The organism is Leeuwenhoekiella marinoflava DSM 3653 (genome assembly GCF_900129005.1).
GTDB classification, from domain to species: domain Bacteria; phylum Bacteroidota; class Bacteroidia; order Flavobacteriales; family Flavobacteriaceae; genus Leeuwenhoekiella; species Leeuwenhoekiella marinoflava.
Window position 1 is genome coordinate 107,455 of the sequence record NZ_FQUN01000014.1, and the last position, 23,618, is coordinate 131,072.

Here is a 23,618-nt window from a genome sequence, read left to right on the forward strand (position 1 = left end):
AAATATAGTCATTTATATTTAAAAGCATATAAATAAGAAATGAAACCTTAAATCGTTGTAATTACATATAATTTTTAAATAAGGCATTACTTTTTATTCAAATTATAGAATAGAAAGAAACCGTTTTTTTCAGATAGATTTTTAGCGGATTCACAGAACGAAGCAGATTATCCTATCTGTTCAACCCCTTGTTATCCGTTTCTTGTCAGATTCAGCCAATACATTAGATTCTTGATTTTTATAATTTTTTCAGATTCTTTCTTACCATTAACCGCTTAGCTATTCTGTTTAAGCAATTGGTTAATATGGTGGTTTACTTGTTCAATTTGTTTGGCCTCTGTTTTTTTTGAAGTAATATCATTTAAAATTTCATTTTGTTGATCTTTATGTAATGATTTAAACGAGTCTAGTACACTTGCATCTTCAAAACATTGGAAAATTTCTGAATTTTTATGAATTCTGTCATGGGTATGCAGATATAAAGTAACAGTCACCTTATCCCCACCGGTCTTACCTATTGCATTTCTGATTTCTTGGTTTATTGAAATTATTTTGTCCTCTTCTTTTCTTGGTGCTAAATTCATTTCTTTTAACTCGTAATCATCTATTAAACCAGATACTTTTAGCGAACCCCAAGTTCCATCTATGTCGGCTGTATTAGGTATGACAAGATGGTATGTCCAAGCTCCATTTCCACTTTTATAAATTAATTCAAGCTCTTGATTGTCGACAATTTTTTTCATTCTTTTATTTCCACGTTATTTGATATTGCTAATAATTATATAGGTGTGCCTTTAAATTAATTAGTGCACTGAGACCTTATAAATATAGGCTTTTACGAAATGAGCCTGAAATTAGAAGAAAACAAAGACTATAGAATAAGGTGATGTTAAGACGTAAAATTACTTTTTAATACAAAGTATCATCTCACTCAAATCCCTTCCCATTATTTTTTCTTTCGAAAAGGCCTTCACAACGGCTAGGTTTTTTTTGAAAGAAAAAATTATTTCTGTTTTACCTATTAGCGTAGCAACAGGTAAACAATACTAAATGCTTGTGAAAGAAAAAGAAATAAAGCTAGCACTAACAACCAATTCGGAATCGTCCGGGAATGTTTAATACGCTTTAGTATTTCTTTACGATATTTCTGTTGAGTTGTTAGATCTATATGTAGTTTTTTAAGATGTTCCTCAATTAACTTTTCAATTTGTGTGCTGTCTGCTTTGATAGACGTACTCTTTAGATTTTTTTCAATTTGCTCTAAGCGATTGACTTCCTCCTTAAAGGAATGTAATTCTTCAACGAGAAGTTCTGAGATTAGTTCGAGCTTTGTCATATTCCAATTCCTTTATCGATTACAATTTTTAGGACCTTTTTGGCAACAGCTTTAGCCAGGCTTGGTGCAATGGGCACGCTTGTTCCTAGTAAAACAACACTTTTTGTACGGTTGATGGATTTGAGCAAATTACTGGCAGACATCGACCGGTGAACGGCACTACCTTTTATACTTTGCCCTTGGTACTCAAAACGAAAACCCTGCAGCTGTTTGGATTTATTGATTACCGGTATAACATCAATCTGCTGATCTCTCATTCGGTTGATATAGGTCTGAAGATCTTTAGAGGGGCCTTGCATGGCTTGCTGATGCGCCTTATGGATTTCACCTCGCGTATGTGCGAGCTCTTTATTTTTTTCAAATTGTACGTCCTGCACGGTTTGAATACCCATTTGCTTTGCAGTTCGCTCAGCAGCCAATTGACTTTGCTTGCCTATAAAACTGTCGTTATATGCCTTGCCCTTTAGATCGATACGATTGACATAAAGATGCACGTGTGTATGCGCTTTATCTCGATGTACATAAGCCACTGCCTGTCGGTCTTGCAATTTCATGTTTTGAATAAAGGTTTTAGTGAGTTTGCCTAAATCCTCAGTATTCATTTGAGTTCCATCGGTCACCGTTGGGCTTAGAATAAAACTCAAAGTATTGCGCTCACAATTTTGATTGAGCGCTTGCACGGCTTTAAATTCCTGAGTGATCTCTTCAGCAGTTTCTCCGGTGATTAGGTCACTATAAACCTGTTCAGCTTCTTTCTCTTGATTATTGCCATATCGCAAAGCTCCAAGAGTACTAGATATGGAACTTCCTTTGCCAATCATTTGAGTATGGTTTTTAAGTGTTTCTTGATTTCTTCAGCCACTAAAATCACTTCTTCACTGAGCTTTGGATTTCCTTTTTTATACATATTTCCAATGCGTTTAAAGTTGTTGTGATACTTGACCAGCATTTTATAGGTGTCCATATGCTCCTCACTCATACGCTGAGTGATTTGTTGTTCCATTAGGCTATTTCTACAAAAGGCACTTAAAGAAGAACCTGCAGCTTTAGCTTTTACCTGCAGCAATTTTTTCTCATACACGCTGCATCTGAATTTGATAAGTGCTCGTTTCATCGTTTGTTTTTTTTCTTTGCAACCACCGGGAGCAAAGCAAGATTGTGGCCACAGCCACACATCTTGCCCTGCTTTCCAGAAATCAGTTTTAATTCGTTTTCATCAGCCAGGCATTCAAGTCCTTTTCAGCAGTATAGAATTCCGATTTATCGATACATTTAGAAGTTGAATTCAAGAAGTTTGCTGTGGCTTTTCTTCCGGCTTCATCCTGATCTAAGTAGAGTTCAACAAGTTTATAATGATCAAAATAGGGGAGTGCCCTATCCGCAAAAGCAACGGAGTTTAAAACCAGAAAATCAGCTTCTCTTTTTAAATTTGGATATACTGTAATAAGCGATAACAGGTCAAACATTCCTTCTAGAATAATTAAATATGAAAATCCATTTTTAACCAAAGTCAGATCTTTTGGAGAACTGGACGATTTACAGTGGCGATTTCTAAATTCCCATCCTCCGGAATTGTTCTTCAGTGCAATTGAGAAATAGTATTTACTTCCAATAGTATAATGGACTTCCCTACAGAATCGCTTTGCAGCAATCAGACTAATTTTTCGCTCGTGTATATATTCTAGTAGTGCTGGATGTTGAATCATTTTTACATGCTTGATTTCAATTCTAGATTCCTTAAAATTGGTTTCCTGCTGTTTGGGTAGATCATAATCAACCGTTTTAAGCTGAGCTAAAATCGCTAATGCATGGCTTACAGATACTTTTGAAAGGGCACAAACCAGATCGATACAGTTGCCGCCTTTACCTAATCCGTGATCGTACCAGCAGTTTAATGTTTTAGAAACTTTAAAGGATGCTTGGGTTTCTGACCGAAGGGGACTCAGAAACCAAGCTTCCTTTTCCGAATTGCGAGTGGGATAGTGTCCTAAAAATTCCAGCGCCTTCACGATGGAAATTTTTCGGGCATTTTCACACGATAGTTTTTCTTTTTTCATCAGCCTTTACTTTGGAGTTATTTTTTGATGAAGTGATGTTTTAGGCTGCTATCCCTTATGGGTTCTAGTTTTTTTAAATCATCAAAAGGGCATCAGCTCATCATTCTTTTTTTTTCATCTGCATCACTTTTTATTTTGATGATTTAAAGATGAATAAATGATGAGTACTTTAATAGCTACAAATACTAGTCTTCAGCTTCATCATTCATCAGTGCATCAAAATTTTCAATTAGAAAATCCTTAGTGATGGTAAAATACCTTCCTTTAGCTTCGGTAAACTGAAGCGATCCGTCTTGCCACATCAGCAGCTTTTGGTAGCAAAGCGTATTAGATTTGTTAGTGATCCTCCAATCTTTTTTAAGCAGCTTTCTCAATTGAGTAAGATCTGTTTTGATTCTGGTTTTACTCAAGAGATTCAAAGCATCAATGGGACAGAGATCAATTTCAGTAAGATTGAAATGATCCAATGCCAGAAGGAGAATCTCAGCAAGTTCTTTTTCTACCCGGTTTCGATTATGGAGCACTAATCGGGTTAATGCTTTTGTTCTAATTTGACTCGAATGAAACCACATTCTGGTAGCATGCTTCGAATGGATTTTACGATGCTTCAAAAAGTAAAGAAAGGCTGGGACTTCAGCTTCTAGATGTTCTAAGTAATTGGTTACTTCCTGATCAACCCTGGGAATTTTTCGAATCCAAAATCGGGTCTCGTTTCCATCTATCTTTATAAAATTATCCTCATTATTACTGCAGAGTATAAACTTTCCAAAAAACTCAACCTCTCGTTTATCTTTACCTTTCGCTTCAAGCATATTGATATTGGTTGTGCTCAGGTATTTGATTCGTTCTGTGAGTTCTTCTTTATTAAAGAGCACCTCATCAATACAGATTAGCAGTTTATTTGCCCAATCTGCATTAAACTGACTGGTAAAACTGTCATTAGTCAGATAGGTGAGATTGTTTTCAAAAATGATTTTCAACCATTTTAAGAAGGTGCTTTTACCGGTGGAACGTTCTCGGGATACCAAACATAAAATCGGCAGTATCTGAACTGGCCGCAAGTAAAGTAGTTGCAGGTAATCCAGTCCTAACTCATAGTGCTCTCCAAAAATATGCTTGATAAATTTTTGAGTGTAACTTATGGTTCCCTCCTTTGGTTTTTTGCTAAGCGGAGAGTAGGTATTATAAAAATGGTAGTATGCTGGTTTAAAATCAGTATGACTTGGAATACAGGTAAACCCATCATACTTTAGTATTTTACTTAAATAGGTTTTGCCATGATCCTGTCTTATAGTTTCAATACTCCAGGGAATTAAGAATTCATTAAAGTGACCTGCAATAGTAGGTGCTTTAACTGATTTGTAATAAGAGGTTCCTACACGTATATATGGTATGGCTTTCATAATAAGATATGTTTAAATGAAAAAGGAACACCCCATAAGGAAATGGGGTGTTTACTGAATTAATCAACGTTTATTTGAAGTTGTTATACGATTCTTATCTTCAACTTGAAAATGAGAATCTTGTTGATTGTTTAAAAGCCATTCATTTAGCAAATCAATATCGAAATAGATGAGTTTGCCAGTGGGTTTGCAGTGTGGTATTGCTCCGGTAGAAGTTAATTTGTAAAGGTAGCTGCGAGACATACCTGTATAATCACAAGCTTCTTCAGTAGTAAGTACTTTTTTCTGGGCGAGCAGAAGCGATTCAATTCGCGCAAGCCTTTCGTCTAATTTAATCGTGTTCATGATATTCGTTTTTAAATTGAATAATGAACAAAGCGCTTTGTTTATTTTTTATAGAATTCCTTTGATAAAAGTAAGTAGGAGGTACGTTTAAAAGCTTATACTAAGCGTGTTTTTATACACAAAATGGAATAAAAGCAAACCATATATTTTGACATCAATTGAAATTCTTCACTCACAAAAGACTTTAAATTAAATGAATCTTTTAAAGGTTTATTGGACTTATCAACAATTAATGTCTAAGAAAGTTTTAATTCAGACCCCATCAAAGAGCTATAAAACGTCTTTTAATTGAAGAAGTAAAGTAAAAAAATATAAGTATTGTAAATAGAATACAAGATTTTTTAGCTTGTATAAAAAGGAAATTGAATTATTTCAGGAGAAAAGTGGTAGGTAATTAAATTTGATTTCAATTGATTGAGATTGGTAGAACACGGTCATTTTCAAGTGTTAAAAATGTTAAAGTTTTACCTATGTTGTACCTTTAGTGAGTCAGGCAGCTACAAATTAATGTAACTGCCTGAAAATCAAGTAGCGAGAGGGGGGCACGATCCCCCGACCTCCGGGTTATGAATCCGACGCTCTAACCAACTGAGCTACCTCGCCGTTTTAGTAATTCTATAAATCTCTTTAAAGACTATGCTGAGGGATTTCCCTAAGCGGGTGCAAATATAATAACATTTATTAAGCTGGCAAGCATCTTAAATATAAAATAAAAAAATACTACTAATCTTTTTTACTCTGTAATTAATATTTATATTGGCGACCCAACCGAATAAAGATTCCATGGAAGAAAAAATAAAATTTGAAATCGAGTTCCCTATACAGGCCTCCCCGTCACTTTTGTATCAATATATGTCTTCACCTTCAGGTATGTCTGAGTGGTTTGCAGATAATGTAAACTCTCGCGGAGAGTATTATACGTTTATTTGGAATGGGAGTGAAGAGAAAGCAAAACTTCTGGGTAAGAAGAGTGATGAGCGTATAAAGTTTAGATGGATGGATGATGTAGAAGACGAAAATCTATATTATTTTGAATTACGTATTGTTGTAGATGAGATTACAAAAGATGTTTCTCTTATTGTTACTGATTTTGCAGAGAAAGATGAAGTAGATGAAGGAAAGATGTTTTGGGAAAATCAAATTTCAGAATTAAAACATATTATAGGTTCTAACTAGAAACCTGTACTTAAATCTTATATTTGTCCCTTTGAAAAAAGGGACTTTTTTTATGATCAATTTTAATGGAACACTTACCGAAAACCCGCAATTTACGGCCTATAATCGCGGTATGCTTTATGGAGATGCTGTATTTGAAACCATACGTTATACAGGCGGTAAATTAACTTTTTGGGAAGATCATTATTTTAGACTTATGGCGTCTATGCGAATCCTTCGTATGGAAATCCCTATGCACTTTACCTTAGAAAATCTAGAAGAGGAACTGCTTAAAGTGATTGAAGCAGAAACGTTTCAGAATAAAGCAGCTAGTATTCGTCTTACCGTTACACGTAATGAAGGAGGAAAATATTTACCAGAAGATAATGGTGTAGGCTTTTATGCGTTTGCTAAAGAGCTTAAAAATCCTTTTTTTATTCTGAATGAAGAAAGCTACGAAGTGGAGTTATATAAAGATCATTATGTAAATGCAGATTTAATATCTACTCTAAAGACCGCTAATAAGATCATTCACGTGACCGGAAGTATCTATGCTGAAGAAAATGATTATGCAAACTGCTTATTATTGAATAACAATAAAGCTGTTGTAGAAGCTTTAAATGGTAATTTATTCTTGGTAAAAGGCAATGTGATCAAAACACCATCATTAGAAGACGGTTGTTTAAGGGGGATTATTAGAAAGCAACTTATAGAAATGCTTAAAAAGCTTGAAGACTATACTGTTGAAGAAGCCAGTATTTCTCCTTTTGAGCTACAAAAGGCCGATGAGTTATTTATTACTAATGCAATTGTGGGAATTCAGCCGATAACAAAATATCGCAAGAAAACCTATACTAATAAAGTAGCTAAAGATCTATTAGGTAAATTGAATGCACAGGCTAGACTGGCAAAATAATTAAATTAGGTTTTAATTATTGCTAGGATTTTCCGGAGCATTTGACCAGAGGAGATATTCACCACCTAATTCAATCATCTTTTCTTTCCAAAAGTCAGGAAAGCATTTGTTGATGATGTCTTTTTTATAAGTGTTTTCTGTTACAATCCAGGCATTAGCTCCAAGTTCACCATCTAGTTGAGTACTGTCCCAACCGGAATACCCTAGAAAAAAACGAATCTCATCAGGAGAAATTTCATTTGCGGTAATACGTTCTATAACCGTATCAAAATCTCCTCCCCAGTAAATACCATTAGAAATCTCAATACTGTCAGGAATCAAGTCTGGTACTTTATGTAGAAAGTATAAGTTGTCTTGCTCTACAGGGCCTCCATTATAGATTTGCATTTCGTCACAATTTATCTCAGGAATCAATTCATTGAGCGTAAATGTGAGTGGTTTATTGAGGATAAAGCCAACAGAGCCTTCATCAGAATGATTTGCCAGTAAGACAACAGACCGATTAAAGGAGACATCGCCAATTATAGTTGGTTCAGCTATAAGTAAATTGCCTTTTTGGGGTTTGTTTGCTGTCATAAAGTAGTGTTTGTTCTAAGCTACTCTAATTTTTTATAATTAACAAAAAAATAACAAATATAAAAAAAGCTCCCATTTTTGGGAGCTTTTTGAATTTTATAAGCTAAAGATGCTTAGTTTACAGCGTCTGATAAATCAGAACCAGCTTTAAACTTCACTACATTTTTAGCAGCAATCTGAATAGTTTTTCCAGTTTGTGGGTTTCTTCCTTCACGAGCTGCACGTTTTGATACAGACCAAGAACCGAAACCTACTAAAGAAACGCGATCTCCACCTTTCAATGATTTTTCGATATTTCCTAAAAATGATTCTAATGCTTTTTTAGCTGCTGCTTTAGTAATACCAGCATCTTCTGCCATTGCATCAATTAAATCTGATTTGTTCATAATTCTAAATTTTTAAAAAAATTAAATGTCGGTTAAACTTTTGTTTATTGTTCTAACAAATTTAGACGGATATTTTGTTCATGCAAGCAATAGCGCAGGAAATCACGGTTTATGTTGATAACTTTAACGTTTTGTTGATAACGAAAGGGGCTTTTAACAAAATATAAGGAATATCAACATTTCCTTAGGATTACAACGTTTTAGCTGACTCTTGGAAGCTAAATCCATTTAGCAGATCTTTTACCGGCATTCTCTTTTTTCCTGAAAGTTGAACTTCTTCGAGTTTTAACCAGTTTGATGATGTAGCAACAAACAGTTCATCGTTTTTTATTGAAATTTCACCGACGCTTGCTTCGCCTAATTCTGAAGATTCATCAGCAGATGTAATAGAAGCTTTATAAACCTTCAACTGAAGCTCTTTTTCATCTCCATTAGTAAATAAGGTCCATGCTACAGGATACGGACTCAAACCGCGTATGTGATTGTAAATGCTTTCTACAGGTTGAGACCAGTCTATGCGTGTGTTGTCTCTATTGAGTTTATAAGCGGTATGTAGTTGCTCTTGCTTTGGTTGAATTGTAGTTTCAACTGTACCTTTTTCAATCAACTGAACGGTTTTAAGTATCAATTCACTGCCCAGATTCATAAGTCTGTCGTGCAAGCTTCCTGCATTTTCTTCTGTTTCAATCTTTATTTTTTCCTGAAGGATTATAGCGCCGGTATCAATCTTTTCATCTATAAAGAAAGTAGTCACTCCAGTTTCTTTTTCGCCCGTAATAATAGCCCAGTTTATAGGAGCAGCACCGCGATAGTCGGGCAGGAGAGACGCATGTAAGTTAAAGGTCCCGTATTCTGGCATTTTCCAGACTACTTCGGGTAGCATTCTAAAAGCTACAACAATCTGAAGGTTTGCATTAAGCGTTTTCAATTCGTCAATAAACTCCGGGTCTTTAAGATTAGTAGGTTGTAGTACCTTTAAGTTTGCTTTTACAGCGTATTGCTTGACGGCACTTTGTTGAATTTTTTGACCTCTTCCGGCAGGTCTGTCTGGAGCGGTGATTACTCCCACAACCGTATACTTATTTTCTACAAGTTTTTGCAATCCGGCAACAGCAAAATCTGGTGTCCCCATAAAAACGATGCGTAAATCTCTCATAAAAGTTTATATAGATTAGAAGGTGTTAGTGTTATTTTATTCATTTCTAAAAGCGCTTTTAAAGCTGTTAGAAGTTCTTGTTCTTCAACAGAGCTTAATAGTTGGTTTAAAGATTTTGAAGAATACGGTTTGGATGCGAGCAAAGCTAAGATTTTGTTTTGCACTGCTAGACCATTGGGTTTTCTTTTCTTGCGATTTTCGGTTAGACAAACATCACACATGCCACACTTGGATAGTTGTTTTTCTTCAAAATAAGCCAATAGCTGAATGCTTCTGCAAACCTTGTCATTTTCAAGATATCCCAAAATACTTTTAACCTGATTAACCTTACGCGTGTTCTGCGTATTAATAGGTTTTGCAATACGATTGATGGTCAACTCATCTTCGCGTTGAACTAGAAAAGTAACAGCTGTATCAAAATTTGTATGATCGTAAACAGCAACATCGTCTTGATGCAATTGCAAAAGTACTTGATGTATTTGTGCAAGCGGAGCTTTAGATTTTTTAGCAATCAAAGTGTGATCTATAACAAGAGGTTGGTCATAAATACCGCCGTAAGTTCTGAGTATACTCTTTACAATATCATCTATTCCCGGATTTTTGATGAGATAAAACGTAAGATTAACCGGAGTCACTGTTATCTGAAGAGTTGCTTTACGGTAAAATTCTTGAGAAAGAATTATAACACTGTTTCGGTCGAGTAGCTGAAGCGCGTTATAGGTAAGAAGCGTATTGAAATTATAAGTTTTGCAGAAATTCATAAAATCAAATCTAAACGTTTCTTGTTCACCCTCTCCATAAGAGACTTGAAAAAAGCTATTCAGTTTTTTGTAAACTTTCTTAACAAAACTTACTGCCGGTAAAACCCTCAAAAACTGATTAGTCAAGCGGTCTTTGTCTGATTCATTATAGAGGATAATGCTGTTAGCACGCTTGCCATTTCTTCCGGCTCGCCCGGCTTCCTGAAAATAGCTTTCTAAACTTTCTGGTAATTCTACGTGAACAACTGTCTCAACATCTGCCTTATCGATACCCATACCAAAAGCACTGGTGGCAACCATAATCTGGGTTTTATTTGCCGACCAGTCACTAAACCGCTGTTGCCGTTCCCCGTTTCCTAAGCCGCCGTGGTAATAATGGGCCTTAATGCCATTATTATTAAGATAAGCGGCATAGTTTTGTGCCGTTTTTCTGCTGCGAACATACACAATACCGCTGCCTGTGTATTTTTTAAAAAGGTAAATGAGTCGGTAATATTTGTCTTCTTCTTTTAAGATGATATAAGCCAGATTCTTTCTTTCAAAAGATTGCTGAACGATTTTAGGTTGGTCTAAAGCAAGTTGTTCTACAATATCCTCCTGAACTTTTTTAGTGGCCGTAGCGGTCAAAGCAATACAAGTCACCTCCGGAAAATTTTCTCTAAAGCTTGATATGTTACGATAAGCCGGTCTAAAGTCGTGCCCCCATTGAGAAATACAATGTGCTTCATCTACTGCAATGAGCGAAAGATTCATTTGCTTCAAACGAGTTAAAACCAATTCATTCTGCAGGCGCTCTGGCGAGAGGTAAAGCAGTTTGTAGTTACCGTAGATGCAGTTATCGAGTAGGGTGTCTAGATCGTTATATTTTATTCCACCCGGTATGTATAATGCTTTGATGTTGCGATTCTCTAACTGCATCACTTGATCGCGCATTAAAGAAAGTAATGGTGAAATCACCAACGTAATACCTTCAGAAATTAATGCCGGAATTTGATAACAAATAGATTTTCCGCCACCGGTGGGCAGCAGGGCAAAGGTGTCTTGTTTGTTTTGTACAGCTTCGATGATCTCGAGCTGTTTTGGTCTAAAAGCGCCATAACCCCAGAACTTTTGTAAAGCTTCAAGTGGCGTTATGTTCATTTTTTGAGATTTTTCAGAATAAAAGATACCCGTCCTGCTACGGAAGTCTTAGGAACCTCAATAGGATTATATCCATACGACTCATAGGTTTTTATGAGTTCGTTTTGAATTTGATACGCTTCTTCAAAACTTTCATAACGCTCTTTGTCTGTGGTATGAATATCTTTCCAGAGCGGAAGCAAAAAAATACGATCGTATTGATAGGTTTCACAGGCTTTGCTAAAACGTTCCGGATATTGCTGGCCTATAAAGTCCATGTAAGCTGTGACGTCAGGAATGCCACGGTCTATAAAAACGTGCTCTGCTTCTAAAGCACCGGCATCCAGATATTGTTGTATGCGACGCTCCAGAAGTTTATCGCTAAATAAGAGCGGTTCTGTAAGAAAAAGCTGCTCAACACCTTCTTGTTGTGCTGCTTTTATCACCTCGCGGGAAACTTCATCCAAGCACGGAAATCCTTCCGCTTTAAGCGCATTTAAAAGCGTGGTTTTTCCGGTACTGGGACCTCCTATTAAAACAATACGTTTTGCTGTCAATTCTGTTGTTTTGTTTCGGGTTAAATCTGGTATTTTTTGTCAGTTAAGCGACGGAATTATTAGAATTAATACCGTTCTCAGAACGTAAAAATACTCAAATAGGCAGCGATTCAAAAATTAGCTTAAGAATGGTATCTTTGCAGCTTAAAATAAGGCTATGAGCACAGATAATAAATCAGAAGAGTTTTATAAAAAACTAAAGGGGAGACTAGAGGAAACTACTAGCTGGCCCTCAGAATACCTATATAAATTTATCGTTCCTTCTGAAAAACAAAAGATTGAGCAGATTGAAACAATCTTTGATAATATGGGCGCGGTAATTTCTACAAAAGAGTCGAGTAAAGGGACTTATACCAGTGTTTCTATAAATGTGAGTATGCAAAATCCTGATGCGGTTATTGCGAAATATCAAGAAGTTGCTGCTGTAGAAGGGGTTATTTCATTATAAATACAACAAAACAGCATTAAAATTCGGTTAATTTGAATTTGAACTGTGGGCTTTTGTACAATTTTTAGTACTTTGCCCAAACGTTTCTTAAGAGAAACTTACTTCACTTAAATTTTTACAATTGATAGATCAATTAGAATACAATACTGAGCGCGAAAAGCTCATCATACCTGAGTATGGCCGCCATCTTCAAAAAATGGTCAACCAGGCGATAGCAGAAGAAGACGATAAAAAGCGTAACATTATCGCACGCAGCATTATCGCTGTGATGGGTAACATTCAGCCTCATTTGCGCGATGTTCCAGATTTTCAACACAAACTTTGGGATCAGCTTTTTATAATGAGCGATTTTAAATTGGATGCGATTTCTCCTTATGAGAAGCCATCTCGTGAAAAATTAGAAGAACATCCTGAGCCTTTAGAATATCCTCAAAATCACCCAAAATATCGTTTTTATGGTAATAACATCAAGCGTATGATTGATGTTGCCGTGAAGTGGGAAAAAGGGCAGAAAAGGGAAGCTTTAGAATTTTCTATAGCTAATCACATGAAAAAGTGTTTCCTAAACTGGAACAAAGACACGGTAGATGATGAGGTGATATTTAAGCATCTTTTTGAATTGAGTGACGGTCAGATTAATCTTGCAAAGAAAGAGGAAGACTTAAAAGAAGCGCAAAAATTGATGCGCAATAAGAAGTCTGGTAAATCTAATTACCGTAAAAAACCTAGTCGCGGAAAAAAGCGCTACTAACTTTTTAGCAATACATTTTAATGGGAACATTTCAGATAGAAGGAGGGCATCAGCTTAAAGGATCCATCCAGCCGCAGGGTGCAAAAAATGAAGCGTTACAGATACTTTGCGCCGTTTTATTAACACCTGAAGAAGTCATTATAAACAACATACCTGATATTGTTGACGTCAATAAGCTCATCAATATATTGAGTAATCTGGGTGTGAAAATTCAAAAACTGGGTAAAGGGAAGTATTCTTTTATCAGTGATGCATTGCACTTGGATTATTTAGAGAGCGAGCAGTTTAAGAAAGAAGGAGGTGGTCTGCGCGGTTCTATAATGATTGTGGGACCTTTATTGGCACGTTTTGGTAAAGGATACATTCCACGTCCGGGAGGTGATAAAATAGGCAGAAGACGTCTTGATACGCATTTTGAAGGAATGATTAAGCTAGGTGCTAAATTCCGTTATAATAAAGAAGAGCGTTTTTATGGTGTGGAAGCTCCAGAAGGTTTAAAAGGAACCTTTATGTTACTTGATGAAGCTTCTGTTACCGGTACTGCAAACATCGTGATGGCTGCAGTGATGGCTGAAGGAGAAACTACTATATACAATGCTGCTTGCGAACCGTATTTACAACAGCTTTGTAAGATGCTCAATAAAATGGGCGCTAAGATAAACGGTATTGGTTCTAACATGCTGAAAATTGAAGGTGTAAAAGCGCTTAAAGGTTGTGAGCATACTGTTTTACCAGATATGATTGAAATAGGATCTTGGATTGGCCTTGCTGCAATGACCAAGAGTGAGATTACTATAAAGAATGTAAGTTGGAATGATCTTGGATTGATCCCGGCGACGTTTAGAAAATTGGGTATTTCTGTAGAAAAGAAAGGGGATGATATTTTTATCCCTGCACACAAAGATGGTTATGAGATAGAGACTTTTATAGACGGTTCTTTTATGACGATTAGTGATGCACCGTGGCCTGGTTTTACTCCAGATTTGTTGAGTATCATTTTAGTTGTGGCAACTCAGGCAAAGGGTGAAGTTTTGATACACCAGAAAATGTTTGAGAGTCGTTTGTTTTTCGTAGATAAATTGATTGATATGGGAGCGAAGATCATTCTTTGCGATCCGCATCGTGCAACGGTTATAGGTCATAACTTTAAATCTACTTTAAAAGCTACTACAATGACTTCGCCAGATATCAGAGCTGGAATTTCATTGCTTATTGCTGCATTGAGTGCTAAAGGAACTTCAACCATTCATAATATTGAGCAGATAGATCGTGGATATGAAAATATCGATGAACGTCTACGTGCTATAGGAGCTAAAATTATAAGAACAACTTAAGACTGATTCGTTTATAATTGAAACAAAAAACCTCAAAATGTGAATTCTGAGGTTTTTTTTTGGATATAGCTGATTACAAAAGCAATTTCGCTATATCTTGCCAAGTATCAGCACGCTCAAAACCATTAGTTTTGATATTATGAGGCGATGTAAACTGAATGCCTCTACCATCAAAAGCTTCTAAGTTATACGAGCGATCATCAATTAAAATGTCTCCTTTTAAAATATGCTTGTGCCCACAAAGAATGCGGTTTTCCCATGGTATAAAAGGAAAATGTTTGTCTAACCAATCTGCTTTTTCTTCAAGACTAGTCTTAAATTGCATTGCTGCAGAAGCGATGTACAATTCATATTTGTCGTTAAGTTCGCGCATTACTTCTTGACTGTCTTTCATTACAGCAAGATCTATAAAGAATCCACGTTCATTGGCGTGATTTCTAATATAATCCTGATGTTCTGTAGGAACCATTTGCCAGACCTCAGAGCCTAGACAATCTTCTTTTTTTAGGTTTGCGTTGTATTTCGTGTTATACAAGTCAATGTGTGCTTGATACGTATCTGCAATCACTTCGTCCATGTCTACAAATAGGGTCATAGTAGTTTTATTTAAATAATAGAAGCAGGAAAATCCTGCAAGATTTTAGTTTAAAACTAGCTGATTCAATACTTAACCAGCCGGTAAGGTGCCAAAATACGGTATTAGAGTCAAATCATTTTTAAATTCACCTTAAATTATAGGTTTTGAATTAGCGCAAAGGTTATAATTAAGTATTTTTATAGAGAGCTCTAATTTATGTGGAAGTTTTATAGAGATGTTACTTTATTTGCGTTGTTATTTTCAGCGGTAACCATACCGTTTGGAAGTTTGGAAACAGCATCCATTGTCTTTGGTGTTCTTGGTACTCCAGTAGGATTACTCTCTTTTAATTATTTTCAAAAAGCAGAATTTTACGGATATTACAATTTAGGATATACCCGTTATAAATTGGTTGCCAAGACTTGGTTGATAAACCTCTGTGTGACACCGGTTTTGTTTTTAATCACTTTAATAATTTCAAAACTCATAACGCTTGGCACTCTTACAAACTCATAACATAAGCAAGCATTTTGGCGAAAGACACGTGCTTAATCAAACGGGTTTTGAGCTGCAAACCGGAGAAATTTTAGGGGTTTTTGGAAGAAATGGAACAGGAAAAAGTACATTGTTAAAAATCCTCTTCGGAACCTTAACCGCGCAAAGCGGAAGTATAAAGGTTAATGAATCTCAATTTGATGTCCGTAGGAAATTTTGGCATAAAAATCAAATAGTAGCGAGCGGCTTAATTGGATATTTACCACAATTTAGTTTTTTACCACAGTCATCAAAAGTTTGGGATATTATTCCCAGATATTTTGAAGGAGAACAACAAGATTTGGTTTTTAGAGCTCCGCGAATGACTGAAATTGCCAAACAAAGAGTAAGTGAGTTGTCTATGGGACAACGCCGGTATTTAGAGGTATTGATTATTGGTAATCTTAACCATCCATTCCTTCTGCTCGACGAACCTTTTTCTATGGTAGAACCCTTGTTTAAAGAATTGATACACGATTTTTTAATTTCCTTAAAAGTTACAAAAGGTATTTTGCTCACAGATCACTATTATGATGATGTCTGGAAGCTGGCCGACCGAAAACTAGTTTTAAAGAATGGTAAATTAGAACAGGTTAAAGAACTGCAAGAGCTTGTAGCAGGGGGCTACTTGCGAAGTATATAAAACTATGAAAGACAATTTCTCCAATCACGCAGCAGATTACGCTAAATTCAGACCGACCTATCCTCAGGAATTGTATGTTTATTTATTTGATATTGTTCAGCAGAAGTCTAAAGCTTGGGATGTAGCAACGGGTAATGGGCAGGTAGCATTTGAATTATCTAAAGTTTTTGATGAAGTGTTAGCAACAGATCTCAGCGCAAAGCAACTTGCTGAAGCGCCTCAACTCAAAAATATCATTTACCGGGTTCAGACGGCAGAAGAACGTTTTGACGACAATGAGCAGTTTGATTTAATAACCGTGGCTCAAGCTATACACTGGTTTGATTTTGATGCGTTTTATAAACAAGTAAAACATCATTTAAAACCTGACGGAATTTTTGCAGTTATTGGGTATTCCGTTTTAGAGACTTTAGGAGAATTGAATACTGTTATTCAACATTTTTATAAAGTGATTACCGATCCATATTGGGATCCTGAACGGAAGTATCTGGATGAAAATTACAAAAGCATCCCCTTTCCGTTTAAGGAAATTGAACCTCCAAAACTTACAATGCCAATTTACTGGACAGTCGAAGAATTGCTTAATTATTTAAATACTTGGTCAGCAGTAAAGCATTATGAAAAAGCTAACGGTAAGAATCCGTTACGCTTAATCCAAGATGATGTTTATAAACACTGGGGAGCAAGAGAAAAACGGGAGTTTAATTTTCCGTTATTACTACGTGTTGGTAAATTATAAATATTAGTACTTTTTTTTCCGTTTATTTTTCTTCTCTTGACCGGGAGCAAAGGCTTTAGCACTTTTAGCACCGTAAGCCTTTTTAACTTGACCAGGAGGAGAGTTCCTTGAAGTTGTTCGATAAGTACTTGAACATGAAGTTGCACTTAATAAAAAACTACCTAGGCTTAAAATTAAAATCAGTTTTTTCATAATCAGTTTTTTTATAAAGTTAAAACAGGAAAAAAAATGATCCTAGGTATTTAAGCTAAGCTTAGGACTATTTATTAGTTTGTTAAGATACTGCTGCTTTATACGTTTTAAGACAGCGCTCCCGAGCTTCCTTATGATCTACCATTTTATCAGGGTAGTCATCAGTATCAAACTCTGGTACAAACTCTCTAATGTACTTTTTGTCTTTATCAAATTTATCAACCTGAGTCATCGGATTAAAAATTCTGAAATAAGGCGCAGCATCTACACCGCTCCCGGCAGCCCATTGCCAGTTGCCTACGTTACTTGATAGCTCATAATCTAAGAGTTTTTCGGCGAAATAGGTTTCTCCCCAACGCCAATCTATAAGCAAGTGTTTACATAAAAAACTAGCGACCAGCATGCGTACGCGATTGTGCATATAACCGGTTTTGTTGAGTTGCCGCATTCCGGCATCAACTAGAAGGAATCCGGTCTCACCCTTTTTCCATTTTTCAAATTCATCTTCATTATTGCGCCATTCAATTCGATCGTATTTAGGTCTGAAGGATTTATCAATCGTTTCAGGGTAATGATAAAGGATTTGCATAAAGAATTCACGCCAAATCAATTCACTCCAGAAAATAGTATTCTTTTCAGCAATCGCTTTTTTGACCATTTTACGAATGCTGACCGTTCCAAAACGTAAATGCGGACCTAAATGGGAGGTGCCATCCTTTGCTGGAAAGTTTCGGGTGTCTTCGTAATTCTGAATTAAGGTAGGAGTTACTTCATAATCGGGAATCTCAATACTTGACTTTTTAAAACCCATATCGCTCAAATCAAGATTGGGCAGTCGGCTATTTTCGATTAAATTTTTAAGATACTGACTCGTATAATGTATTTTGAGATCTTGATCTTCATCAAAAACTTCCCGCCACTTATTCTTATACGGAGTATATACAACATAAGGATTGCCATCGCCTTTTACGACTTCGTCTTTCTCGAAGATTACCTGATCTTTAAATGTTTTAAAAGGAACATCTTTTTCTTCTAAAATTTTTTTTATTTTTTTATCTCGCTGCAGTGCATAAGGTTCATAATCGTGGTTGGTATAAACAGCCTGAATATTATAGTCCTCGGTAAGTTGTTTCCAAATATCCTCTGGTTTGCCGTAATATAACGCTAATGAACTGCGGTATTCATTTTGCATTGTTTTACGTATTTTCTGAAGCGTATCATAAATAAAAGTAACCCGCGCATCATCTTCAGGAAGTTTATCTAAAATTTCTTTATCAAAAATAAAAATGGGTAGAACAGGATTACCCCCTTTAAGGGCTTCAAGAAATCCTACATTATCATCAAGTCTCAAGTCTCTTCGGAACCAAAAAACAGAAAGCCTAGTCATAATAAAAATTGGTTGGTTAGGTGAAAAATCGAGTTTAGTGGAACTCGACTACGATACGTTTAAGGTTGACATCCCACCATCTACTCCTAAAATTTGACCAGTCATCCAGCTGCTATCTTCACTTAAAAGGAAACTTGCAATCTTTGCAATATCGTCAGGGGCTCCTACACGTTTCAGCGGATGGCGTTCATCCATTTTCTCGCGCTTCTTCTCATTGCCTAGTAGCTTTTCGGCCAGTGGCGTATCCGTTAAGGAAGGAGCAATTACGTTAACTCTGAATTTAGGAGCATATTCTGCCGCAAGTGCTTTAGCAAAACCTTCAATAGCACCTTTAGATGCTGCGACACTAGTATGAAAAGGCATACCGACTTTAACTGCTACTGTGCTAAAAAATACCAAACTGGCTTGTTTAGATCTTTTTAGGCGTTCTGTTACCACTTTCAAAGATTTTATCAAGCCGAAGAAATTGAGCTGCATATCCTGCTCAAAAGTTTCTTTGCTCAACATCTTAAAGGGTTTCAGATTTATAGAACCGGGGCAATAAACAAATCCATCTAAAACTTCAGGTAGATTTTCGGTATCTAATTCGCCATTTTCAACATCATAATTTATGTAGGTTGCTTCAATATTAGCTAAACCTTCCTTGTTGCGCGATGCAATATATATATTATGATCACTGTGTATTAGTTGTGCCAAAGCATTACCAATACCGTGTGATCCTCCAATAAGTAGTATATTTTTTTTCATAACTTAATTTAAAATTTCACTTTTAAGAACGCCTTCCGTTTCTTTTGTGGTTGGTTTGTATTCTCCGAATAACTCATTGAGCTTTTGCTCTCTGTATTCAAATATTTCTTGCAATTTAGGCTTCACTAAAAATGGATGTATGAGTTGTCCTAAAATTCCCATCGGCACTTTATAATCTATAACATCTTCTATCTCAACACCATCTGGAATTTCCTTAATAAAATGTTTGTGATGCCATAAGGCATATGGACCAAAACGCTGCTCATCTACAAAATAGTCGAGATGTTTTACGTGCGTGATTTCGGTAACCCAGTCCATTTTTATACCTGCAACCGGAGACACTTTATATTGTATAATTTGTCCCGGAAACATGGCTCTGTCTGAGCCTGATTGTATTTCAAACCCCATATAATCAGGAGTTATTATCTGTAAATTTTTAGGATCTGAAATAAAATTCCACGCCTCTTCAAGTGTGATGGGTAGGTTTTGTTTGGTATGCATCGTGTAAATTTTCATAGGTGCGGCTTTAGGCGCTTAAAAGTGAATCCTTTGTAAAAATAAAGGCTAAAGTGTTTAACGAAAAAGTATTTAAGTTAAACAAAAATTAAAGTTATTTCCTTTTTTTATAAAGAGTGAGTATAAATATTTTTTAAAAAATGCGGGTATTCCACATTTATAACCTCTATTTATTAGTAATTTGGTGTTCCTATTATAACGTTATATATTTTAGCTGAAAGTGCTATTTTTAGAGTTGTAATTGATTAAAAAAGAAGAGACTACTAATTAAAATTTATTATTGAAATGAAAAAAATACTATTTATTTGCTTTTTAGCTTTGGGAAGTTTTGCTCAATCTCAGATACAAACTCCGGCAGCAAGTCCACATGCGACATTATCGCAGACTGTAGGATTAACTGAAGTTAGCATCGATTATTCAAGACCTAACATGCGTGGTCGTGAAATTTTTGGAGAATTACTTCCATACGGTACTATTTGGAGAACAGGAGCTAATGCTACTACAAAATTAACTATAGATAAAACTATTAAGATTGCGGGCAAAGAATTAGCTGCAGGAACTTACAGTATTTATAGTATTCCGGGTGAAGATATGTGGGAAGTTGTTTTTTACACAGATCATTCTAATCCTTTAATTACTGAATTTGATGACAGTAAAGTAGCATTGCGTACTATGGTTGAGCCTGTAAATATGCCAATGACCATGGAAACTTTTACCATTGTAATTGATGAGATTATGGCAGATAGCGCGGTACTTAATTTTTTATGGGCAGATACAGTTATACCTGTCAAGTTTGAAGTTATGACAGATGCCGAAGTGATGAATAGTATTGATACAACTCTTAGCGGGCCAAGCGCCGGAGATTACTATAATGCTGCTGTATATTATTTAAATAGCGGAAAAGACATCAGCAAATCTAAAGAGTGGATGAATAAAGCAATGTCTATGACTGAAACTCCGCGTTTTTGGCAATTGCGTCAGCAGTCTTTGATCTTAGCAAAAGCTGGTGATAAGAAAGCAGCTGTAGAGGCGGCAAAAGCTTCTCTTGCTGGAGCTAAAGAAGCTGGTAATGCAGATTATATTAAGATGAATACAGATTCTCTAAAAGAATGGGGAGCACAGTAAATCTTAAATAGATACGTATTTAAAAGCCGTAAATCTAATGATTTATGGCTTTTTTATTTTAGATTGACGGCTTGTTTTATAAATAACAAGGTTATTCATAAAACAAACCTATTTGTTCGCGTATATCATCTAGGGTTTTAATGAGTGTTCTACTAAAATCATAAGACATCAACGGACTTTCTTTATGTCCTTCTCTTAATAGATCGGCAAAATGTTCTATCTCAAAATAGTAGCCTTTTCCTGTATAAGTAAAATCGTGTTCCACTTTTACTCCGTCTAAAATCGCTGTTACTTTGTCTGTCTGATGGAATCTGCTATTGAGAACTAACACTCCGTTTTCACAAATTAGTGTTGCTGTTGTAGGAGTATCTTGAATGATGCTTGATTTTAAAAATACTTTTGTGCCAGAAGAATAAGTAAAAGTCATTTCAGTTTCCTCATCAACTCCTGTTTTTCCTATTTTGGCTTTCGCCGAAATATTCTCAGGGTTTCCTAATAAACCTAATGCACAAAATACTGGATAAATGCCTATATCCAGTAACGAGCCACCGCCAAGATCTTTATTATACAAGCGACCTTCTGGATTAAAATCTGCATCAAAACAAAAATCTGCAGTTAGCGTTTTAACAGCACCGTATTTTCCACTTTCTAATTCTTCTTTTACAAATTTAAAATGAGGCATCATACGCGTCCATAAAGCTTCCATCAGTAACACCTTGTTTGCTTTTGCTACGCTTATCATTTCTTCAACCTGAGCTAAATTCATAGCAAAAGGTTTTTCGCATAAAACAGCTTTTCCGTTAGTTAAGCAAAGTATCGTATCCTGATGATGGCGAACGTGTGGTGTTGCGATATAAACGGCATCAACTTGTGGATCTTCAGCTAACTCCTCATAGCTGCTATAGCATTTAGTTGCGTTATAGTTTTTGCCAAATTCATCAGCTTTTTCCTGTGATCGGGAAGCCACTGCATACAGTTCAGACCCTGTTACTTGTAGAAGATCTGTAGCAAAACTATTGGCAATTTTACCCAAGCCTAGTATTCCCCAGCGTATTGTTTTCATCGTTAAGAGTTTGTTGCTTCAGTATTTAATATCTGTTTTCCTGTAATTTGAAAAAGTAATCCAAAAAAGATTACTAGTGCACAGCCTATAACGTTAAGCCATAAATATGGCAATCTTATGTATTCAAACTTATCTAAACAAAATAGCACTATTACTAGAATTTGAGTGAGAATAGCAGCTGGAAAAACAGCTTTAGATTTAATTTTCTTGATAAAGAAAGCTGACATGAAAATACCCAGAATGGTGCCGTAGAAAATAGATCCAATTATGTTAACCAGCTGTATCAAGTTGTCAAAAAGATTGGCTGTACAGGCAATTAGAATTGCTAGAATTCCCCAGCTTAACGTAAACCATTTTGTTGCGTCTACAAAATGAGATTCTTCTTTCTCTTCATCCAGATTACGGCGGTAAAAATCGACTGTTGTTGTTGCGGCCAGAGCATTTAACTCAGATGCGGTAGATGACATGGCGGCAGAGAGAATTACCGCAAGAAGTAATCCTATAAGTCCACGCGGCAAATTATTTAAGATAAAATGAATAAAGACATAATCTTTGTCGTTTGTTTCTACGTTGCCATTTGCCTGCCCGATAATCATGCGGGCTTCATCTCTTATTTTATTTTCTTCTTTATTGATTTCCGCCAAAGCTTGGGATGCTTTTACAATAGTACCATTGGGTTGCGTAATCTCTTTGTTGGGATCTGAAGCTACCTGAAATCCTATTTCTGATTTGTCTGAACGCAATTCGTCTAACTTATTCTGTAAACCGTTGTATTCTTTTTCAAATGGAGTACCGTGAATAGCTGCAGTTGCTGCAGGATTAAAATTTAGCGGAGTGGGGTTGAATTGATAAAACACAAAAACCATCACTCCAACAAGCAAAATGAAGAATTGCATCGGAACCTTAAGCAGACCGTTAAAAATCATTCCCAACTGCATTTCACGTAAAGATTTACCACTAAGGTAGCGCTGTACTTGACTTTGGTCTGTACCAAAATAGGAGAGCATTAAAAAAGTACCACCTAAAATTCCACTCCAAAATGTGTAGCGGTTATCAAAATCGAAAGAAAAATCAAGCACATCAAGTTTACCACCTGCGCCGGCAATTTCTAAAGCGTTATTAAAACTGATATTTTCTGGCAAATAGCTGATGATTAGAAAAAACGCAGCAAACATCCCTAAGAAAATCACACCCATTTGTTGCTTTTGGGTAACGGTAACCGCTTTGGTACCACCAGAAATGGTGTAAATAACCACGAGGAGACCAATGATGATATTCAACGTATTTAAGTCCCAGCCCAAAACCGCAGATAAGATAATAGAAGGTGCAAAAATGGTAATCCCTGCAGCAAGACCTCTTGATAACAAGAATAAGCCGGAAGCTAATGAACGCGTACGCTGATCAAATCTACTCTCTAAGTATTCATAAGCTGTATAAACATTGAGTTTGTAGTAGATAGGTATAAAGAAGATACAGATGATAATTACAGCAATAGGAAGTCCAAAGTAAAATTGTACAAATCCTAAACCATCATTATAAGCCTGCCCCGGAGTTGATAAAAAGGTAATAGCACTGGCTTGAGTAGCCATCACTGAAAGACCTACCGTCCACCATTTTGATTCATTACCACCGCGAATATAATCTTGTACATTGGTACGCCCGCGAGTTTTATATATTCCATATAAAACTATAAAAGCGAGAGTTGCTACCAGTACAATCCAGTCTATTTGTTGCATATTAAGCGGTGTAATACTTCATTAATAAAAAGAACAAAATGATATATACAGCATTCATA

Annotated in this window: 28 protein-coding genes and 1 tRNA gene; 9 read left to right on the forward strand and 20 right to left on the reverse strand. The window is 36.0% G+C overall.

Annotated features, from left to right (window positions below; translation table 11 throughout):
* Positions 1 to 275: 275 nt before the first annotated feature.
* From BUB91_RS13615 to BUB91_RS13650, 8 genes are all read right to left on the reverse strand, one after another.
* Positions 276 to 743 carry a DUF1905 domain-containing protein gene (locus BUB91_RS13615; protein WP_073099843.1) on the reverse strand — a complete coding sequence of 156 codons (468 nt, stop codon included), beginning with the start codon at positions 741 to 743 and terminating at the stop codon, positions 276 to 278.
* 278 nt (positions 744 to 1,021) lie between these two features.
* Positions 1,022 to 1,336, reverse strand: coding sequence for a DUF6730 family protein (locus BUB91_RS13620; protein ID WP_073099844.1), 315 nt, complete (start codon positions 1,334 to 1,336; stop codon positions 1,022 to 1,024).
* Positions 1,333 to 2,157: a relaxase/mobilization nuclease domain-containing protein gene (locus BUB91_RS13625; RefSeq protein WP_073099845.1), complete on the reverse strand. Its 825-nt coding sequence runs from the start codon at positions 2,155 to 2,157 to the stop codon at positions 1,333 to 1,335. Before BUB91_RS13625 ends, BUB91_RS13620 begins: the two co-directional genes overlap by 4 nt.
* The gene (gene mbpA / locus BUB91_RS13630) at positions 2,154 to 2,450 is read right to left on the reverse strand and encodes a mobilization protein MbpA (protein WP_073099885.1); all 297 of its coding nucleotides are present in this window, start codon (positions 2,448 to 2,450) and stop codon (positions 2,154 to 2,156) included. Before mbpA ends, BUB91_RS13625 begins: the two co-directional genes overlap by 4 nt.
* 88 nt (positions 2,451 to 2,538) lie before the next feature.
* Positions 2,539 to 3,393: a toprim domain-containing protein gene (locus tag BUB91_RS13635; protein ID WP_073099846.1), complete on the reverse strand. Its 855-nt coding sequence runs from the start codon at positions 3,391 to 3,393 to the stop codon at positions 2,539 to 2,541.
* A gap of 185 nt (positions 3,394 to 3,578) precedes the next feature.
* A complete protein-coding gene (locus BUB91_RS13640; protein WP_073099847.1) occupies positions 3,579 to 4,796 on the reverse strand; it encodes a primase-helicase family protein in 1,218 nt (405 codons plus the stop codon).
* Between the two features lie 63 nt (positions 4,797 to 4,859).
* Positions 4,860 to 5,141, reverse strand: a complete 282-nt coding sequence (locus tag BUB91_RS13645) for a helix-turn-helix transcriptional regulator (RefSeq protein ID WP_073099848.1) — start codon at positions 5,139 to 5,141, stop codon at positions 4,860 to 4,862.
* 529 nt (positions 5,142 to 5,670) lie between these two features.
* Positions 5,671 to 5,744: transfer RNA gene (locus BUB91_RS13650), tRNA-Met, on the reverse strand.
* Positions 5,745 to 5,924: 180 nt separating this feature from the next.
* On the opposite strand from BUB91_RS13650, the gene BUB91_RS13655 reads away from it, so the two are divergent.
* On the forward strand, positions 5,925 to 6,317 hold the full coding sequence (locus BUB91_RS13655) for an START-like domain-containing protein (RefSeq protein ID WP_073099849.1): 393 nt from the start codon (positions 5,925 to 5,927) through the stop codon (positions 6,315 to 6,317).
* A 52-nt stretch (positions 6,318 to 6,369) separates the two neighbouring features.
* On the forward strand, positions 6,370 to 7,212 hold the full coding sequence (locus tag BUB91_RS13660) for an aminotransferase class IV (RefSeq protein WP_073099886.1): 843 nt from the start codon (positions 6,370 to 6,372) through the stop codon (positions 7,210 to 7,212).
* A 12-nt stretch (positions 7,213 to 7,224) separates the two neighbouring features.
* On the opposite strand, the gene BUB91_RS13665 is transcribed toward BUB91_RS13660, so the two are convergent.
* The 5 genes from BUB91_RS13665 to BUB91_RS13685 form a co-directional block, all read right to left on the reverse strand.
* Entirely contained in the window at positions 7,225 to 7,788 is a 564-nt protein-coding gene (locus tag BUB91_RS13665; protein WP_073099850.1) for a YqgE/AlgH family protein, read from the reverse strand.
* 113 nt (positions 7,789 to 7,901) lie between these two features.
* Positions 7,902 to 8,174, reverse strand: coding sequence for an HU family DNA-binding protein (locus tag BUB91_RS13670; RefSeq protein ID WP_009779660.1), 273 nt, complete (start codon positions 8,172 to 8,174; stop codon positions 7,902 to 7,904).
* Positions 8,175 to 8,364: 190 nt separating this feature from the next.
* A complete protein-coding gene (gene fmt / locus BUB91_RS13675) occupies positions 8,365 to 9,330 on the reverse strand; it encodes a methionyl-tRNA formyltransferase (RefSeq protein ID WP_073099851.1) in 966 nt (321 codons plus the stop codon).
* Positions 9,327 to 11,231, reverse strand: coding sequence for a RecQ family ATP-dependent DNA helicase (locus BUB91_RS13680; RefSeq protein ID WP_073099852.1), 1,905 nt, complete (start codon positions 11,229 to 11,231; stop codon positions 9,327 to 9,329). The genes fmt and BUB91_RS13680 overlap by 4 nt, the downstream gene beginning before the upstream one ends.
* Complete coding sequence (locus BUB91_RS13685; protein ID WP_073099853.1) at positions 11,228 to 11,767, reverse strand: AAA family ATPase; 540 nt, start codon at positions 11,765 to 11,767, stop codon at positions 11,228 to 11,230. The genes BUB91_RS13680 and BUB91_RS13685 overlap by 4 nt, the downstream gene beginning before the upstream one ends.
* Positions 11,768 to 11,924: 157 nt before the next feature.
* On the opposite strand from BUB91_RS13685, the gene BUB91_RS13690 reads away from it, so the two are divergent.
* The 3 genes from BUB91_RS13690 to murA all read left to right on the forward strand — a co-directional run bounded on the left by BUB91_RS13690 (position 11,925) and on the right by murA (position 14,300).
* The gene (locus tag BUB91_RS13690; protein WP_073099854.1) at positions 11,925 to 12,215 is read left to right on the forward strand and encodes a DUF493 family protein; all 291 of its coding nucleotides are present in this window, start codon (positions 11,925 to 11,927) and stop codon (positions 12,213 to 12,215) included.
* A gap of 121 nt (positions 12,216 to 12,336) precedes the next feature.
* Positions 12,337 to 12,966, forward strand: a complete 630-nt coding sequence (locus BUB91_RS13695) for a DUF4290 domain-containing protein (protein WP_073099855.1) — start codon at positions 12,337 to 12,339, stop codon at positions 12,964 to 12,966.
* Between the two features lie 20 nt (positions 12,967 to 12,986).
* A complete protein-coding gene (gene murA, locus BUB91_RS13700) occupies positions 12,987 to 14,300 on the forward strand; it encodes a UDP-N-acetylglucosamine 1-carboxyvinyltransferase (protein WP_073099856.1) in 1,314 nt (437 codons plus the stop codon).
* A 73-nt stretch (positions 14,301 to 14,373) separates the two neighbouring features.
* Here the strand turns inward: murA and BUB91_RS13705 are convergent, their stop codons facing one another.
* On the reverse strand, positions 14,374 to 14,895 hold the full coding sequence (locus tag BUB91_RS13705; protein WP_073099857.1) for a 5' nucleotidase, NT5C type: 522 nt from the start codon (positions 14,893 to 14,895) through the stop codon (positions 14,374 to 14,376).
* A gap of 198 nt (positions 14,896 to 15,093) precedes the next feature.
* Here BUB91_RS13705 and BUB91_RS13710 point away from each other — a divergent pair, with 198 nt between their 5' ends.
* Genes BUB91_RS13710 through BUB91_RS13720 form a run of 3 tightly spaced genes read left to right on the forward strand, consistent with a single transcriptional unit; the run spans position 15,094 to position 16,793 of the window.
* Positions 15,094 to 15,393 carry a hypothetical protein gene (locus tag BUB91_RS13710; RefSeq protein WP_073099858.1) on the forward strand — a complete coding sequence of 100 codons (300 nt, stop codon included), beginning with the start codon at positions 15,094 to 15,096 and terminating at the stop codon, positions 15,391 to 15,393.
* Complete coding sequence (locus tag BUB91_RS13715) at positions 15,371 to 16,054, forward strand: ATP-binding cassette domain-containing protein (RefSeq protein ID WP_073099859.1); 684 nt, start codon at positions 15,371 to 15,373, stop codon at positions 16,052 to 16,054. The genes BUB91_RS13710 and BUB91_RS13715 overlap by 23 nt, the downstream gene beginning before the upstream one ends.
* Before the next feature lie 4 nt (positions 16,055 to 16,058).
* Positions 16,059 to 16,793: a class I SAM-dependent methyltransferase gene (locus tag BUB91_RS13720; protein WP_073099860.1), complete on the forward strand. Its 735-nt coding sequence runs from the start codon at positions 16,059 to 16,061 to the stop codon at positions 16,791 to 16,793.
* A 3-nt stretch (positions 16,794 to 16,796) separates the two neighbouring features.
* On the opposite strand, the gene BUB91_RS13725 is transcribed toward BUB91_RS13720, so the two are convergent.
* The 4 genes from BUB91_RS13725 to BUB91_RS13740 form a co-directional block, all read right to left on the reverse strand.
* Positions 16,797 to 16,985, reverse strand: coding sequence for a hypothetical protein (locus tag BUB91_RS13725; RefSeq protein ID WP_073099861.1), 189 nt, complete (start codon positions 16,983 to 16,985; stop codon positions 16,797 to 16,799).
* 82 nt (positions 16,986 to 17,067) lie between these two features.
* A complete protein-coding gene (locus BUB91_RS13730; RefSeq protein WP_073099862.1) occupies positions 17,068 to 18,372 on the reverse strand; it encodes a cryptochrome/photolyase family protein in 1,305 nt (434 codons plus the stop codon).
* A gap of 48 nt (positions 18,373 to 18,420) precedes the next feature.
* Entirely contained in the window at positions 18,421 to 19,119 is a 699-nt protein-coding gene (locus BUB91_RS13735; RefSeq protein ID WP_073099863.1) for an SDR family NAD(P)-dependent oxidoreductase, read from the reverse strand.
* Between the two features lie 3 nt (positions 19,120 to 19,122).
* On the reverse strand, positions 19,123 to 19,635 hold the full coding sequence (locus BUB91_RS13740; protein WP_073099864.1) for an SRPBCC family protein: 513 nt from the start codon (positions 19,633 to 19,635) through the stop codon (positions 19,123 to 19,125).
* A 285-nt stretch (positions 19,636 to 19,920) separates the two neighbouring features.
* Between BUB91_RS13740 and BUB91_RS13745 the strand changes: the two genes are divergently transcribed.
* Positions 19,921 to 20,760, forward strand: a complete 840-nt coding sequence (locus BUB91_RS13745) for a DUF2911 domain-containing protein (RefSeq protein ID WP_073099865.1) — start codon at positions 19,921 to 19,923, stop codon at positions 20,758 to 20,760.
* A gap of 91 nt (positions 20,761 to 20,851) precedes the next feature.
* Here the strand turns inward: BUB91_RS13745 and BUB91_RS13750 are convergent, their stop codons facing one another.
* Positions 20,852 to 21,823 carry a Gfo/Idh/MocA family protein gene (locus BUB91_RS13750; RefSeq protein ID WP_073099866.1) on the reverse strand — a complete coding sequence of 324 codons (972 nt, stop codon included), beginning with the start codon at positions 21,821 to 21,823 and terminating at the stop codon, positions 20,852 to 20,854.
* A gap of 2 nt (positions 21,824 to 21,825) precedes the next feature.
* Positions 21,826 to 23,559, reverse strand: a complete 1,734-nt coding sequence (locus tag BUB91_RS13755; RefSeq protein ID WP_073099867.1) for a sodium:solute symporter family protein — start codon at positions 23,557 to 23,559, stop codon at positions 21,826 to 21,828.
* Between the last annotated feature and the right edge of the window lie 59 nt (positions 23,560 to 23,618).